The sequence below is a fragment of the Agrobacterium sp. 16-2014-1-2a genome (genome assembly GCF_053522705.1).
The window spans coordinates 275,798-289,281 of record NZ_JBNWBX010000007.1 but is presented as its reverse complement, the minus strand read 5'-3'; the positions used below and the strand labels follow the sequence as shown (position 1 = coordinate 289,281).

The window sequence follows — 13,484 nt, the reverse complement described above, 5'->3', positions numbered from 1 at the left end:
GCTCTCGGATGGCCGGCCTTGCGGTTTAGCAGGACCGGCCTCTCCAAGCTTTCCAACCATCGCATCTGGAGGTCGTCATGCCGTCAAGGAACAGGATCGCTTATGCGTTCCTTGCGCCCTATCTTCTGATTTTCGCGACGTTCTGGGTCTGGCCGATCGTTAGCTCGTTCATGCTGTCGTTTCAGAACACCCGCATCAATCCCTGGCGGTTTGCGCCCACCATGAACTGGGGGAGGCTGGTCTCCGATCCGGCGTTTTATAACGCGCTCTACAATACGCTGATCATTCTGGTCATTCAGGTGCCTGTCATGATCGCGCTTGCGACCGTCATGGCGGTACTTCTGAACTCGCCACTGTTGAAGGTACGCCCGCTTTACCGTTTTGCCTTCTTCGCACCCGTCGTCGTCGGAGAAGTCGCTTATGCGGCAGTCTTCCGGCTGATGTTCAGTGCCGATTTCGGTATCATCAACAAGCTCATCACTTCCGTTGGCCTTTCGCCCATCTCGTGGTTCGACAATGCCAATGCGGCCATGGCGTTGGTCATCATCGCCGTCACATGGCGCTGGGCGGGGTATAACGCCATCATCATTCTGGCCGGCCTGCAATCCATCCCCGGCGATGTCTATGAGGCGGCGACACTGGACAAGGTGAACAAGCGGCAGCAGTTCTTCCACATCACACTGCCGCTGTTGAAACCCATCATCCTTTTCTGCGTGGTCCTGTCCGTCATCGGCACCATGCAGCTTTTTGCCGAGCCTTTCCTCATCACCAACAGGGGTGGGCCGGGCGGCGGTACGGAAACGCTGGGGTTGTTCCTTTACCGGCAGGGCTTCACTTCGCTCAATTTCGGCTACGCCTCGGCCATCGCCTACACCATGGCGGCGCTCGCCATCGCCATTTCGCTTCTTAATCTCTGGGTCGGGAGGGAGCCGAAATGAGATCGAAATCCAGATCGCTTCTCTGGCAGAAGATCGCGCTGCATGCGACGCTGACGCCGCTTGCCCTCATCTGGCTATTTCCGCTGTGGATGATGTTCGTGTTCTCGACAATGCCTGATTTTGGCATTTTCAGCCCCGACATCGTGCTCGTCCCGTCCACCAATTTCATCGAGAACTTCAAAAACCTTCAGGCGGATACCAACTTCCTGCGGGCGATGTTCATATCGATCACCGTTGCGGTCATCTATACGGTCCTCTCGGTGTTTCTGACCTCCATGGCGGGCTGGGCGCTGGCGCGCTATCGTTTTGCCGGACGCTCGGTGGTGATCGCCATCATTCTCGGCACCATCACCTTGCCTTTTGCAGTTGTCGTCATTCCCCAGTTCATCATGGTGGCGCGCGAATTCAAGCTCGCCAACACCTGGGTGGCACTCATCGTGCCGCCACTGTTTAACTCGCTCGGCGTGCTGTTCATGCGGCAATCCTTTTCCATGATGCCAACGGAGCTTTTCGATGCGGCAAGGGTCGAGGGCGTCAAGGAATGGCAGATATTCCTGCGCATTGCCCTGCCATTGGCGCGCCCCACCATGGCGGCGCTGTCGATCATCCTCTTCCTCGCTTCCTGGAACAATTATCTCTGGCCGCTGCTGATCAACTCCCGCCCGGAAATGATGACCGCACCCGTGGCACTTGGCACCCTCATCGGGCTCACCAAAGTGTCTTGGGGCGGCATCATGGCCGGTGCAGTTCTGCTCACCGCACCCATTCTCATCGTTTTCGTGGCTTTGCAGCGCCACTTCATCGCCGGCATTTCCGCCGGGGCAGTCAAGTAAGGGGAGAGACCGCATGGCGGAACTTTCGCTCAAGAATGTCGTCAAGCGCTACGGTGCGCTGAAAGTCATCCATGGTGCAGATCTCGATATTGCCGATGGCGAGTTCGTGGTCTTCGTCGGCCCGTCCGGCTGTGGCAAATCAACGCTTCTGCGTATGATCGCGGGGCTGGAGGATATATCGGACGGCGATATCAGTATCGGCGGCAGAACGGTCAACGATGCCGATCCGGCCGATCGCGGCATCGCCATGGTGTTTCAATCCTATGCGCTTTATCCGCACATGACGGTTGCCGAAAACCTGTCCTTCGGCCTGAGGATGAACGGTAATCCCAGGGCCGACACGGAAAAGCGTGTCAGCCGCGCCGCCGAAATCCTGCAGATCAACGAGTTGATGGAACGCCGGCCAAAGCAGCTTTCCGGCGGGCAGCGGCAGCGTGTCGCCATCGGCCGCGCCATCGTGCGCGAACCGCAGGTCTTTCTGTTCGACGAGCCCTTGTCGAACCTCGATGCGGAACTTCGGGTGCAGATGAGGGTGGAAATCTCGCGGCTGCACAAGCAGCTTGGCACCACGATGATCTATGTCACCCACGACCAGACCGAGGCGATGACGCTGGCCGACAAGATCGTGGTTTTGAGGGCGGGCAATATCGAACAGGTCGGTGCCCCGCTCGATCTTTATGACGACCCTGCCAACCGTTTCGTTGCCGGTTTCGTCGGTTCGCCGAAGATGAATTTTCTGGAGGCGACCGTCATCGGTACAGGTGGACAAAGCGTTACGCTGTCGCTCGACAGCGATCCTGCCGTGCGGCTGACCCTGCCGATCAAGGACCGGCTCGATGAGGGAAGCAAGGTCTCGCTCGGTATCCGGCCCGAACATTTTGCCGATGTCGGGCAGGGCGATGCCGATCTCACCGTTCACGTCGATGTCGCCGAGCACCTCGGCAATACCAGCTATGTCTATGCCCGTACGGAAGGCGGTGAGCAACTTGTCATCGAGCGGCCGGAATCGCGAGACGTCGCCAATCGTGACCGGCTGACGGTCGGTCTTTCCGCCCGCAAGGCATTTCTTTTCGACAGTCAGGGCAATCGCCTGCGCTGAACCCTTTCCCAAGCACGCAAGTCAAGACGAGGATTTCATGACGACCGACCAACCGATCCGCTGGGGCATTATCGGCCCGGGCACCATCGCCAAGACCTTTGCGGACGGCATTGCCCATTCCCGCACGGGTAAGCTCGAGGCTATCGCCACCCGCAATCCGGACAAGCCCGGCCTTGCTGACGCCTTTCCCGGCGCGCGCATCATCCATGGTTACGATGCGCTGCTTTCCGATCCCCATATCGACGCAGTCTATATCGCCACGCCCCATACCGGCCATGCGGAATGGGCGATCAAGGCGATCCGTGCGGGCAAAAACGTGCTGGTGGAAAAGCCCATCGCGCTTTCCGCCTATGACGCCGATGCCATTTTCCACGAAGCGAAAAAGGCTGATGTCTTTGCGGGCGAGGCCTATATGTACCGCCTGCATCCGCAGACGGCAAAACTGGTGGAGTTGATCACGAACCGTGCCGTTGGCGATATCCGCATCATCCGCTCCAGTTTCGGTTTCAACATGGGGTCTTTCCGTGCCGATCATCGTCTGTTTTCCAATGAGACGGCAGGCGGCGGCATTCTCGATGTCGGCGGTTATCCCGTATCCATGGTGCGGCTGATTGCCGGTGCAGTCGATGAAAAACCCTTTGCTGAACCCGAAAAGATTGTAGGTGCGGCCCATCTCGGCCAGTCGGGCGTCGATGAATGGGCTTCGGCCGTTCTGAAATTTTCGAACGGTATCGTTGCCGAAGTCTCCTGCTCGATCATGGCAGGCCAGGACAATGTGCTGCGCATCATCGGTTCGGAAGGCCGTATCGAAGTCAAGGATTTCTGGTTCGCCGCCGGCCACAAGGGTGGCACCGGCCGGATCGATATTTTCAGGGGCGACAAGGTCGAAACCATCGAATTGCCGGAAGACCGTTGGCTCTATTCCTTCGAAGTCGATGCGGCAGGTGAGGCGATAAGGCAGGGCAAGCAGGAATTCGGCGCGCCCGGCATGGGCTGGGCCGACAGCCTCGGCAATCTACGTGTCATGGACCAGTGGCGTGCCGCCGTTGGCCTGGAATACAGCGTCGAAAAAGCAACCTCTCGCATCACGAATATTGCCGGTGGCAAGGTCGTGGCAGGCAATGCGGTTCCGAAGCGGCAGATACCCGGCCTCACCAAACCCGCTTCGGTGGTTGCGCTCGGTTTCGAGTTCTTCCCCAATTTCGCCTCCGCGTCCCTGACGCTCGATGCTTTTTATGAGGCGGGCGGCAATCTGTTCGATACGGCTTATGTCTATGGCGGCGGCAAGACGGAAGCAATATTCGGTGACTGGCACACCAGCCGCAACGTGCCGCGCGAAGAAATCGTGTTGATCGGCAAAGGCGCGCATTCGCCCCTCTGCTATCCGGACATGATCGCCAAGCAGCTCAACCAGTCGCTGGAGCGTCTGAAGACGGATTATGTCGATGTCTATTTCATGCATCGTGACAATCCCGACGTGCCGGTCGGCGAATTTGTCGATGCGATGGATGCCGAAGTCCGGCGTGGTCGCATTCGGGGCATTTTTGGCGGATCGAACTGGACGCGCGAGCGTATGGACGAGGCCACCGCCTATGCGCAAGAGAACGGCAAACAGGCGCCGGGCGCACTTTCCAACAATTTCTCGCTTGCCGAAATGCTCGATCCCATCTGGGCGGGGTGTGTGGCGGCATCGGACGATGAGTGGAAGGCATGGCTCCAATCGCGCCAGATCCCGAATTTCGCCTGGTCGAGCCAGGGGCGCGGCTTCTTCACCGACCGGGCGGGGCGGGACAAGCGAGATGACGAGGAAATCGTCCGCGTCTGGTATTCCGACCGCAACTTCGACCGCCGCGACCGGGCGATCGAGCTTGCCCGGAAACTCGGCCGCCATCCGATCCACATCGCGCTCGCTTATGTCATCGCCCAGCCTTTCCCGGTCATTCCGCTGATCGGGCCGCGCACCATTGCCGAACTGGAGGACAGCCTTTCTGCGCTGGATATCAAATTGACGGCTGAGCAGGTTAAGTGGCTGGAGGCGTGACGCGACACGAGGCGGCGGGTTTTCCGCGGTCTCCGGATGGATGATAAAGTCGGCTACCTCTCCTGCGTCATGCCGGGCTTGACCCGGCATCCGGCTACGGTGTGTCAGCGCCGTGGCCGGAGCCTTTTGCAATCAAGGGATTGACCGTGCTGGACCCCGGACCTCGTCAGGGTGACGGAATGCGGATGCTGTGGTGGTGCTAAAGCACTGTTCTATAGGAGGACTATCCCCAACCTCCTACCTTATCTTGTTTTCCTGCTTCTTTCTCTCAGCAGCCGCTGATAAATCGGAATCTTGATATAATTGCGCCCGCCTGAAAACACGGCGGGTGAAACAATCTACCGGGGTTCTTATGGGCGATATCGATCGAGGCCGTGCGCAGCAGTTGATGGGTGAGGCGGGCATGGATGCGCTGGTGCTTTTCCAGCCCGAAGCCTTCCGTTATGCGGTTGGAGCACATGCCGGTGTTGCGACGATGTGGGGCAGGGCGGGGTCGGCGATTGCGCTTGTGCCAGCCGATGCTGCGTCCGGGCTTGCCGCCGTCGTCAGCGATCACGCCGCACCTCTTGTCGAGAAGGCCGCGCCTGATGTCGATCTGCGCCGGCATCGCATCTGGATCGATATGGTCGATATGTCGGGTGTCGAAAACGTCTCGCAGGTAGACGGTGCCTATCGCCGAAACAATTCCGGCGGACAGAGGCCGGAGACATTCGATCGCGCCGCCTGCTTTGTTTTGCTAGCCGACCTTCTGCAGGAACGCGGGCTGTCTGCGGCGCGCATCGGTGCCGATCTCGAATTCATGCCGGCCGCCGATTTTTCGGCTCTTCGTGAGGCGACGCCCGCTGTGACCTGGGTTGATGGTTCGACAGTGCTGAAACGTCTGCGTGCGGTGAAATCCGTGCGCGAGATTGAACTTCTCAGGCGGGCCGCAGCGGCCGCTGAGGCCGGGCTGGTCGAGATGGCGGCGGCCGTGCGGCCGGGCGTGGCGCTCAGCCAGCTTTCCAATGCGTGGAAAGCCGGCGCTCAGTCGCATGCCCTGAAGTCGGGTTTTTCGCTGAGCGGTCATTGGGACTATATATCGGTTGGTCCGGTCCTGTCGGATATGACGGCGGTCGTCGCGCCCGGTGCCCTGATCAAGGCCGATGTTGGCACGCTGGTCGATGGTTATTCGTCGGATGGCGCGCGGACGTTTTCATGGGGGCCGGTCTCTCCGCTCGCGGCCAATATTTTCAAGGCGCTGGAGGCAGCTTTTGCCAGCGGGCTGGAAGCGATTCGTCCCGGCAATACATTCGGTGCGGTGCACGCCGCCATGCTGGCTTCGATGCGCAAAGACGGATTCAGCGAATATTATCGCGGTCACTTCGGCCATTCCGTCGGCGGCGGCGTGGGCATCGAGGAATGGCCATTCTTTTCCCATGACAATGAGGAGGTCATTCTTCCGGGCACGGTCGTGGCACTTGAAGCGCCGTTTTACGGCGAAGGTCTGGGCGCGCTAATGATCGAGGACCAGTTCCTCGTTACTACAGCAGGGGCAGAGTGCGTGAACAGCCTGCCACGCACCCTTCGGGATTTGTCCCGGGCCTGAGGCCGGCCAGGTTCAGAGAAAGTCGTCGCGGCGCGGGGTGAAGCAGTCGATCAGCTCGCCCTCTTCCAGGCAGAGGCAGCCGTGCTCGACATGGCCGGGAATGATGAGGCTGTCGCCTTTCTGCAGGTCGTAGGCTTCGCCATCGCGGTAAAAGCGGAAGCTGCCGCTGGCGACATAGGTGGATTGCACATGCGGATGGTTGTGCAGCTTGCCTTCGGCGCCGGTCTTGAAGCGGAACGAAACCACCATCAGCTCCGGCGCTTCGGAAAGCACGGTGCGTTCAACACCATCGTCGGGTGAAACGGTGGGGAATGTCGGAAGCTGCTGCATGTCGTTCTCCTCGGTCATGCGATGTCGTTCAAGCTTGAAATTCAGCGCGGCGCGCGCAGCATGGCGCGGTAACGCGTCTGACTGCTTTTCAGGTGGTGGCGCATGGCGCTTCTTGCCGCCTCTTCGTCGCCGTCCTGTATAGCAATCAGGATCGCTTCGTGCTCACCGACAAGCCGGTTGAGGTCAGCGGGCGAAAGCACGGTTTCCTTGCCGTTTTCGGCAACGGCGCGGCGCGGAATGAGCGTGGGGCCAAGCACCTGTAGAAACTCGCTGAAGCGCGGATTATTGGTCGCGTCGGCAACAGCCAGGTGAAAAGCGAAGTCGGCCTCTGCTGTCGGAATGCCCTTGGCGGCGCTGGCGCGGAAGGCATCGAAGGCTTCGATGATTTTCTCCTCCTGCGCCGGGGAGCGGCGAACGGCCGCAAGACCGGCGGCATCACCTTCCACGGCGGTGCGCAGTTCGAGCATTTCGATCAGGGACGAGACGCGGGCAAGATCGACATTATGGAACGGCCGTCGCTCGACAGGCGCTGGCTCCAGCACGAAGACGCCCGCACCCTGACGCGGCTCGACCAGCCCGTCGGACCTCAGTGAGGCGATGGCCTCGCGCACCACGGTGCGGCTTACGCCGAATTCCTGCGTCATCTGCGCTTCGGAAGGCAGGCGCTCGCCTGTCTTATAACGGCCCTTGGCGATCTGGCTGCGGAGCTCCTCGGAAACCTTCACCACAAGCGTCTTGGCTTGCGGAGCTGCCGGTTCGGAGGTTATCGCTTTTGTCATTGTCATCGCCGTTCTAAAAAAGGGTGCAGGTTAGCGTCCGGTATTCCTCGATACGTCATTCGCGGTCCGGCTTGCAATCCCGCTGCACGCGCAGGAAAGACCGGTTATCATGCCTGTCGGTCCCGAATGGCATTTCACGTCGCCTTGAAGATCGGATTGTCGATGAAAACGCCGCCCTGAAAACGCGCCACCGCATCTTTAGGGTCTGGTTGCGGTGTTGTCTCGGCAATGTGCTGCCGGAAAGTCTCGGCGTTGTCCTTCGGTTTCCAGCCAAGCCAGCCGAGGTGGGAATTGTCCCACCAGCCCGCGTCATTGGCCGATGCGCCCCAGATGACCGGGCAGCCGAGCACCGGCGCGCGGAAAACCGCCTCGATCAGCGATACGAAATCATCCTGCGAAAACCAGGTCGACAACATGCGGTGATTTTGCGGTTCCGGCGTGCATGAGCCGATACGGACCAGCGCCGTTTCCTGGCCGAATTTTTCGAAATACATGCGGGCGAGGCTTTCGCCGAAACATTTGGACACGCCGTAAAGACCGTCCGGCCGGAAGGGAACGTTGGGGCCAAGCCGCTCTGTCTGGGAATAATAACCGATCGTGTGATTGGAGCTGGCGAAGACGATTCGCGGCTGCCCATGGGCGCGGGCCGCCTCATAGAGGTTATAAAGCCCGATGATATTACCGTGAAGGATTTGCTCGAAAGGCCGCTCCACCGATATGCCGCCAAGATGGACGATGCCGTCACAATCGGCGACCATCGCATCGACGGCGCTGGCGTCGGCCAGATCGCATTGCACGCATTCCTCGTTCGGCCCGGCAGGATCGAGCGGCGAAAGATCGGCAAGACGCAATATCTCGGCCATGGGTGCGAGGCGCTTGCGCATGACGCGGCCGAGTTGGCCAGCCGCACCGGTAACAAGAAGCCGTTTCATTGCAATTCTCCCTAAACGAATGGACTGCGGATCATCGAGGCTGCGGGAAACCCCATTCAACGTCTCCGGCGTGGTCGAGATATCCAGGTTCCTCTTGACCTTGTCATACAGATCGTACAAAAAGCGGATAACATATATTATGTCCTATACGCAACAATCATGAAGGATGAGTTTGATGCTGACCGTCGAAACAAGGCAGGCCGTCAACCCGGAATATGCAAAAACGCTCGATACCGATGGGCTTCGCAAGCATTTCCTCGCCAACGACATGTTCCGTTCCGGCGAAATCAGGCTGATCTATACCCATTACGACCGTTTCGTCATGGGCGGCGCGGTGCCTGATGGTGCCCCGCTGATGCTGGACAAGGTCGAGGAAACCAAGACGCCGTCGTTCCTTGACAGGCGCGAGATGGGCATCGTCAATATCGGCGACACCGGCACCGTCAACGCTGGTGGCGAGACGTATACGCTCAATCGTGGCGACGTTCTGTATCTCGGTGCGGGAAGCGGTGCGGTGACCTTCGATGGCGCGGGCCGGTTCTACGTCACTTCATGCCCGGCGCATCGCAGCCTGCCGGCAAAGCTCGTCAGCCTTGCCGACAGCAAGGAGGTCAAGCTTGGTGCGACCGAGACCTCCAACAAGCGCACAATCAACCAGTTCATCCACCCGCTGGTCATGGAAAGCTGCCAGCTGGTGCTCGGCTATACGACGCTCGAGGACGGCTCCGTCTGGAACACCATTCCGTCGCATATTCATGATCGCCGCATGGAGGCCTATCTCTATTTCGGCATGGATGAAAAGTCGCGCGTTCTGCACCTGATGGGTGAGCCGCAGGAAACGCGGCATCTCTTCATTTCCAACGAAGAGGGTGCCATTTCTCCGCCCTGGTCGATCCATTCCGGCGCTGGCATCGGCTCTTACACGTTCATCTGGGCCATGGCTGGGGACAATGTCGATTATACCGACATGGACTTCATTCAGCCGGGGGATCTGAAATGAAAAATCCCTTTTCGCTTCAAGGGCGTAAGGCGCTGGTGACGGGTGCCAATACGGGGCTTGGTCAAGCAATCGCCGTCGGCCTCGCCGCGGCCGGCGCGGAAGTTGTCTGCGCCGCCCGCCGCGCGCCGGACGAGACGCTGGACATGATCGCGAAGAACGGCGGCAAGGCCGCCGCATTGTCGATTGATTTTGCCGATCCACTCGCCGCCAGGGACAGCTTTGCCGACGCCGGTTTCGATATTCTCGTCAACAATGCCGGCATCATTCGCCGCGCCGATTCCGTGGAGTTTTCAGAACTCGACTGGGATGAGGTGATGGACGTCAATCTCAAGGCGCTGTTTTTCACCACGCAGGCCTTCGCCAAGGAATTGCTGGCGAAAGGTCGTCCGGGCAAGGTAGTCAATATCGCCTCGCTACTGTCGTTTCAGGGCGGCATCCGCGTACCGTCCTATACGGCGGCGAAGCATGGCGTTGCGGGTTTGACCAAGCTTCTGGCAAATGAGTGGGCCGCGAAGGGCATCAACGTCAATGCCATTGCGCCCGGTTACATCGAAACCAACAATACCGAGGCGTTGCGGGCGGATGCTGCCCGCAACAAGGCCATTCTGGAACGCATCCCGGCAGGCCGCTGGGGGCATTCTGAAGACATCGCCGGGGCGGCGGTTTTCCTCGCCTCGCCGGCGGCTGACTACGTGCATGGCGCCATCCTCAATGTCGATGGTGGCTGGCTGGCGCGCTAATGCGCGCCGGTTTTCAAAATTCATCATATAACTTGTATGATGACTTGTTGACAAATATGCGGCAAGCGGTTTAGGTGGCTTCCAGTCAGTGAACTTGCAGAGGAATACGGATTATGAACCCTGAACAAATCAAGGCGGCGCTTGGCTCCGGCCTGCTCTCCTTCCCGGTAACGCATTTTGATTCCGAGGGTCGTTTTGCGGCCGATAGCTACAGGGCGCATGTCGAGTGGCTTGCCGGTTACAAGGCGCCGGTGCTGTTTGCCGCCGGCGGTACGGGCGAGTTCTTCTCGCTGAAGCCGGATGAAATCCCTGCTATCGTTTCGGCTGCCAAGGAAGTGGCCGGTGAAACGGCAATCGTTTCCGGCTGCGGCTACGGCACCGAAGTTGCGGTTGATATCGCACGCGCGGTGGAAAAAGTCGGTGCTGATGGCATCCTGCTTCTGCCGCATTATCTCATTGATGCGCCGCAGGAAGGCCTTTACGCGCACATCAAGAAAATATGCCAGTCGGTCGGCATCGGCGTCATGGTTTATAACCGCGACAATTCGGTGCTTCAGGCGGATACGCTGGCGCGTCTCTGCGATGAGTGCCCGAACCTCGTCGGCTTCAAGGACGGCACCGGTGATATCGGTCTCGTTCGCCAGATCACCGCCAAGATGGGTGACCGCCTGATGTATCTCGGCGGCATGCCGACGGCGGAACTGTTTGCCGAAGCCTATCTCGGCGCCGGTTTCACCACCTATTCCTCGGCCGTCTTCAACTTCGTGCCGGGCCTTGCCAACGAGTTCTATGCGGCGCTGCGGGCCGGCGAGCGCGCCACCTGCGAACGCATCCTGACGGAATTCTTCTATCCGTTCATGGCGATCCGCAATCGCGCCAAGGGTTACGCTGTCTCCGCCATCAAGGCTGGCGTTCGCCTGCAGGGCTTTGATGCGGGTCCGGTGCGCTCGCCGCTGAAGGATCTGACGAATGAGGAAATCGGCATGCTCGATGCCCTGATCGGCACGCACAAGCGCAAGGTGTGATCAAGGTATAACGGGAGGGGAACGATGAAGATCACAGCGGTGCGCACGCATCTGCTCGAACATCGGCTGGCCACGCCGTTTGAAAGCGCATCCATGCGCTTTGACCGGCGTGCCCACGTTCTGGTCGAAATCGAATGCGATGACGGGACCGTCGGCTGGGGCGAATGCCTCGGTCCGGCGCGACCGAACGCCGCCGTGGTTCAGGCCTATTCCGGTTGGCTTATTGGCCAGGATCCCCGCCAGACCGAAAAGATCTGGGCTGTGCTTTACAATGCCCTGCGCGACCAGGGCCAGCGCGGCCTCAGCATTACCGCCCTGTCCGGTATCGATATCGCGCTGTGGGATATCAAGGGAAAGCATTACGGCACCTCCATCTCCATGCTGCTCGGCGGGCGCTGGCGCGAAAGCGTGCGCGCCTATGCCACCGGCAGCTTCAAGCGTGATGGGGTCGACCGTATCTCCGACAATGCCAATGAGATGGCGGAGCGCCGTGCAGAGGGTTTTCACGCCTGCAAGATCAAGATCGGTTTCGGCATCGAGGAGGATCTTGCGGTCATTGCCGCCGTGCGCGAAGCGATCGGGCCGGATATGCGGCTGATGATCGACGCCAATCACGGCTATACCGTTACCGAAGCCATCGCGCTCGGCAATCGTGCGGCTGAATACGGCATCGACTGGTTCGAGGAGCCGGTGGTTCCCGAGCAGCTCGATGCCTATGCCCGCGTGCGGGCGGGCCAACCAATCCCGGTTGCGGGAGGCGAGACCTGGCACGGGCGTTACGGCATGTGGCAGGCGCTTTCCGCCGGTGCCGTGGATATTCTCCAACCAGACCTCTGCGGTTGCGGCGGCTTTTCCGAAACGCAGAAGATTGCCACGCTTGCCACGCTGCACGGCGTGCGCATTGTGCCGCATGTGTGGGGCACGGGCGTGCAGATCGCCGCTGCCCTGCAGTTCATGGCCGCGATGGTGCCCGATCCGGTGCGGGTAAACCCCATCGAGCCGATCATGGAATTCGATCGGACACATAATCCGTTCCGTCAGGCCGTGCTGCAACAGCCGATAGAGGCGGTGAACGGTGTCGTCGCCATTCCCGATGGTCCCGGTCTCGGCATCGAGATCAACCGCGACGCACTCGTTGAATTCAGGATGCCACAGCCATGAGCGAACTTGTCAGAAAACTAAGCGGGACACCGCCGCAGCCAGCATTCCCAAAAGGGGCGGTCGATACTCAGATGCATATGTATCTGCCCGGTTATCCAGCCTTGCCGGGTGGGCCGGGCCTGCCGCCGGGTGCGCTGCCGGGGCCTGAGGATTATCGCCAGCTCATGCAATGGCTCGGCATCGACCGCGTCATCATCACCCAGGGCAACGCCCAACAGCGAGATAACGGCAACACGCTGGCCTGCGTGGCAGAAATGGGCGAGGCAGCCCGCGCGGTGGTGATTATCGATGAGAACACGACTGAAAAGGACATGGAAAGACTTGCCGCTGCCGGTGCCGTGGGCGCCCGTATCATGGATTTGCCTGGCGGCGCGGTGAGCCTATCGGAACTGGAAGCGGTGGATCAGCGTGCCCATGCTGCCGACTGGATGGTGGCAGTTCAGTTCGACGGCAATGGGCTTCTCGATCATTTGCCGCGTCTTGAAAAAATCCGCTCGCGCTGGGTCTTCGACCACCATGGTAAATTCTTCAGGGGTATCGACACGGATGGCCCGGAGATGGCGGCACTTTTGAAGCTCATCGATCGCGGCAATCTCTGGTTCAAGTTTGCCGGTGTTTATGAAAGTTCGAGCGACGCCTGGCCCTACGAAGATGTTGCAGCCTTTTCGCGCCGTATCGCTGCCCATGCGCCGGAGCGGATCGTCTGGGGGACGAACTGGCCGCACAATTCGGTCCGTGAGACGGCTGCCTATCCGGATGATGCCCGCCTTGCGGAGCTCACACTCGGCTGGCTGCCGGACGATGCGGCCCGTCACCGAGCGCTGGTGGAAAATCCAGAAGCCCTGTTCAAGCTGCCGCCACTCAAGGCGGTGTAGTTTCAATTCGGGATAGTTGGGGAAAGGGAGGTCCCCATCATCCTTTGCAGATGAAAGGTCTTTGCATGCCGGCCCGGATGGGCGTGAAAAATTCGGTCCGTTAGCCTTGGAGGGGTGGGGCCATTGTTACAACGGAGGAGGAAGAA

At 59.8% G+C, this 13,484-nt stretch carries 13 protein-coding genes; 10 read left to right on the top strand and 3 right to left on the bottom strand.

Annotated elements, in window-relative coordinates; genetic code table 11:
* Positions 1–77: 77 nt before the first annotated feature.
* The 5 genes from ACQZ45_RS20605 to ACQZ45_RS20585 all read left to right on the top strand — a co-directional run bounded on the left by ACQZ45_RS20605 (position 78) and on the right by ACQZ45_RS20585 (position 6,496).
* The gene (locus ACQZ45_RS20605) at positions 78–938 is read left to right on the top strand and encodes a carbohydrate ABC transporter permease (protein WP_448742512.1); all 861 of its coding nucleotides are present in this window, start codon (positions 78–80) and stop codon (positions 936–938) included.
* Positions 935–1,771 (top strand): carbohydrate ABC transporter permease, encoded by an 837-nt coding sequence (locus ACQZ45_RS20600; RefSeq protein WP_003517937.1) that lies wholly within the window; start codon positions 935–937, stop codon positions 1,769–1,771. Before ACQZ45_RS20605 ends, ACQZ45_RS20600 begins: the two co-directional genes overlap by 4 nt.
* 13 nt (positions 1,772–1,784) lie before the next feature.
* The gene (locus tag ACQZ45_RS20595; protein WP_019566480.1) at positions 1,785–2,870 is read left to right on the top strand and encodes an ABC transporter ATP-binding protein; all 1,086 of its coding nucleotides are present in this window, start codon (positions 1,785–1,787) and stop codon (positions 2,868–2,870) included.
* Positions 2,871–2,907: 37 nt separating this feature from the next.
* Complete coding sequence (locus ACQZ45_RS20590) at positions 2,908–4,911, top strand: aldo/keto reductase (RefSeq protein WP_112959760.1); 2,004 nt, start codon at positions 2,908–2,910, stop codon at positions 4,909–4,911.
* A 352-nt stretch (positions 4,912–5,263) separates the two neighbouring features.
* Entirely contained in the window at positions 5,264–6,496 is a 1,233-nt protein-coding gene (locus ACQZ45_RS20585; RefSeq protein WP_112959759.1) for a M24 family metallopeptidase, read from the top strand.
* Positions 6,497–6,508: 12 nt separating this feature from the next.
* Here the strand turns inward: ACQZ45_RS20585 and ACQZ45_RS20580 are convergent, their stop codons facing one another.
* The 3 genes from ACQZ45_RS20580 to ACQZ45_RS20570 form a co-directional block, all read right to left on the bottom strand.
* On the bottom strand, positions 6,509–6,826 hold the full coding sequence (locus tag ACQZ45_RS20580) for a cupin domain-containing protein (RefSeq protein ID WP_003517929.1): 318 nt from the start codon (positions 6,824–6,826) through the stop codon (positions 6,509–6,511).
* Positions 6,827–6,867: 41 nt separating this feature from the next.
* Positions 6,868–7,605, bottom strand: a complete 738-nt coding sequence (locus tag ACQZ45_RS20575) for a FadR/GntR family transcriptional regulator (RefSeq protein ID WP_003517927.1) — start codon at positions 7,603–7,605, stop codon at positions 6,868–6,870.
* A gap of 134 nt (positions 7,606–7,739) precedes the next feature.
* The gene (locus ACQZ45_RS20570; protein WP_065705287.1) at positions 7,740–8,537 is read right to left on the bottom strand and encodes an NAD-dependent epimerase/dehydratase family protein; all 798 of its coding nucleotides are present in this window, start codon (positions 8,535–8,537) and stop codon (positions 7,740–7,742) included.
* Between the two features lie 175 nt (positions 8,538–8,712).
* Between ACQZ45_RS20570 and kduI the strand changes: the two genes are divergently transcribed.
* The 5 genes from kduI (at position 8,713) to ACQZ45_RS20545 (ending at position 13,338) form a co-directional block, all read left to right on the top strand.
* Positions 8,713–9,537: a 5-dehydro-4-deoxy-D-glucuronate isomerase gene (gene kduI, locus ACQZ45_RS20565; protein WP_065705289.1), complete on the top strand. Its 825-nt coding sequence runs from the start codon at positions 8,713–8,715 to the stop codon at positions 9,535–9,537.
* Positions 9,534–10,277 carry a 2-dehydro-3-deoxy-D-gluconate 5-dehydrogenase KduD gene (gene kduD, locus ACQZ45_RS20560; protein ID WP_013761417.1) on the top strand — a complete coding sequence of 248 codons (744 nt, stop codon included), beginning with the start codon at positions 9,534–9,536 and terminating at the stop codon, positions 10,275–10,277. Before kduI ends, kduD begins: the two co-directional genes overlap by 4 nt.
* Before the next feature lie 113 nt (positions 10,278–10,390).
* Positions 10,391–11,302: a 5-dehydro-4-deoxyglucarate dehydratase gene (gene kdgD, locus ACQZ45_RS20555; protein WP_112959758.1), complete on the top strand. Its 912-nt coding sequence runs from the start codon at positions 10,391–10,393 to the stop codon at positions 11,300–11,302.
* A 24-nt stretch (positions 11,303–11,326) separates the two neighbouring features.
* Entirely contained in the window at positions 11,327–12,463 is a 1,137-nt protein-coding gene (locus ACQZ45_RS20550) for a D-galactarolactone cycloisomerase (RefSeq protein WP_112959757.1), read from the top strand.
* Complete coding sequence (locus ACQZ45_RS20545) at positions 12,460–13,338, top strand: amidohydrolase family protein (protein WP_112959756.1); 879 nt, start codon at positions 12,460–12,462, stop codon at positions 13,336–13,338. Before ACQZ45_RS20550 ends, ACQZ45_RS20545 begins: the two co-directional genes overlap by 4 nt.
* The last annotated feature ends 146 nt before the right edge of the window (positions 13,339–13,484 follow it).